Origin of the sequence: Moorena sp. SIO2C4, from assembly GCF_010672485.1 — a bacterium.
GTDB lineage: Bacteria > Cyanobacteriota > Cyanobacteriia > Cyanobacteriales > Coleofasciculaceae > Moorena > Moorena producens.
In genome coordinates, this window is the sequence record NZ_JAAHGN010001222.1 from 1 (window position 1) to 2,060 (window position 2,060).

The window sequence follows — 2,060 nt, forward strand, 5'->3', positions numbered from 1 at the left end:
GCAAGTCCGCCCCTAACACACCCTACGCAACTTGTGTGGAATGGGCAACTTGTGTGTAATGTGCATCTTGTGTGGAATGGGCATCTTGCCCGTTTCCAACACCCCCCGATTCCCGACTCCCGACTCCCGACTCCCGACTCCCGACTCCCGACCCCTCCACACTTACCTTGGTCAGATCCTCTAGGATGACAGATGAAGCAGGAAAGTCCTATCGTGATGATTAAAGCTAGAGCTATATTCCTTCCGGATTAGTCTCAGCAGTTGCGTAACCTGTAGATTCACATTAAGGTCATTATTCTAAGAGGCTGTACCGTGCCTAAATCTATTCCATTACTATCTATTCTTGTTGTCATGGGTTTGATGAGTTGGTCAGCACCAGTGGCTGGACAAGCACTGATTCCCTATACCCTAAAATTAGATTCAGAGGAACTCGAACAGCAGGGCTTAACTCTGGCTCAAGAAGCCATTCAGTTAGTCCGCTTTCAACAATACGACCTGGCTCTGCCTAAGGCCAAGTTAGCTACTCAACTTGCCCCCAACACCTATCAAACCTGGTTTATCTTGGGAACCTTGTACGTACAGTCCCAAGAGTTGGATCAAGGCATAGAAGCCTTGCAAAAGTCTTACTCTCTGGCACCAGATGAGGCTGGAGTGCTGTTCACCTTGGGGTCAGCCTATTTTCAAAAAAGCGAGTATAGAAAAGCGATCGCTCAGTTGAAAGCGGGATTAAAACTCAAACCCGATGTGCCAGAAGCCCTGTTTGACTTGGGCAATTCTTACTATATGCTCAATCAGTATAGTGAAGCAATCGATGCTTACAACAAAGCTGTTGACCAAGACAAAAGCTTTTGGCCTGCCATAAACAACATTGGGTTGGTCAACTATGAACAAGGAGATGTGGAGAGTGCCATTAAACAATGGGAAGCAGCCATAGGGATTGATAAAGAGGCGGCAGAACCTCAACTTGCGATCGCTGTGGCTCTGTATGCCCAAGGGGATATCGAAAAGGGACTGTTAATGGGAGAAGCGGCAATCCGCCTAGATAGCCGCTATGCTAACTTAGAGTTTCTTAAGGAAAACTTGTGGGGTAAACGCCTGCTTTCTGAAACCAAAAAGTTTCTGGAAAATCCCAGAATCCAAGCCACCATTATCCAGGGTGAAGGTATACCCTAAGTAGCTCAACTCCACCTGTCATGGGTGACTTCTAAAAATAGTGCTTGATCTCTATCAATTGCCAATAGGGGAGGGATGGCAGCCAAATATGGGCAATCATCTCAAGGGCGGTGGTTTTAAGATTGGCAATTTTCAAGACAGGAATTTAATTGTCCTGGGGTAGTAGAGCCATGATTTGATCAACAAACTGTTGATGGTCAACAACGGGTTTGGAGATGTAGTCATCGGCACCACTTTGCTTAAGAAATTTTTCTCTATCCCCTTCCATCGCATGAGCAGTGACCAGAATAATGGGCAGTTTAGAGGTATCAGCATCAGCCTTAAGCATTTGGGTAATCTTAATGCCGTCTACTGATTGACCCTGATAAACACTATGAGCTAGGGAAACATCCATCAAGATAATGTCTGGCTCCCCAGCTTGGGCTAGCTGCATTACTTCTTCTACATCTTCAGTATGCTTTACATTCAAACCGCCCCGCTTAGTGAGAATCTTGGCAAAAACACGAGCATTAATCGGATCATCTTCGACAATCAGAACGGTTTTCATGGGCGTTGCATCAAGAGAGTCATTTTTGGCAAAAGAGTCATTTGATCATAAGTTTGACAGGGAATCTGTCATTTTGCTATTTCAAATTCAAGATGTCATCTTCCCAAGTCTACTTTCCCCACATCCTTAGCTAACTAGTAATGTTCATGGGACTAATACAGGTGATAGGCTGCTTAATACCAGGGAAGCTGACGCTCCTGGCAAAAGCCAACCCACACTGCATCCAAATTTACATTGTAGTGTCTTGGGGACAGTGGAACGGCTTGCTGGAAGCGAAGCTTCTGGCTGGTTAAGCTTGAGCCTGTTTCTTTGAGTCGTGCTTTAGCTAAGCAACACTATA

The 2,060-nt window shown here is 45.5% G+C and carries 2 protein-coding genes and 1 pseudogene; 2 read left to right on the forward strand and 1 reads right to left on the reverse strand.

Going from position 1 to position 2,060, the window contains the following annotated elements; all coding sequences use genetic code 11:
* Both F6K20_RS35855 and F6K20_RS35860 read left to right on the forward strand, forming a co-directional pair.
* Nucleotides 1-189 (forward strand): annotated as a pseudogene (locus F6K20_RS35855) (hypothetical protein); the annotation flags it as partial.
* A 123-nt stretch (nt 190-312) separates the two neighbouring features.
* Nucleotides 313-1,173: a tetratricopeptide repeat protein gene (locus F6K20_RS35860; protein WP_044495524.1), complete on the forward strand. Its 861-nt coding sequence runs from the start codon at nt 313-315 to the stop codon at nt 1,171-1,173.
* Between the two features lie 145 nt (nt 1,174-1,318).
* Here F6K20_RS35860 and F6K20_RS35865 read toward each other — a convergent pair whose 3' ends face one another.
* Nucleotides 1,319-1,720, reverse strand: coding sequence for a response regulator (locus tag F6K20_RS35865; RefSeq protein WP_008190602.1), 402 nt, complete (start codon nt 1,718-1,720; stop codon nt 1,319-1,321).
* Nucleotides 1,721-2,060 lie beyond the last annotated feature (340 nt).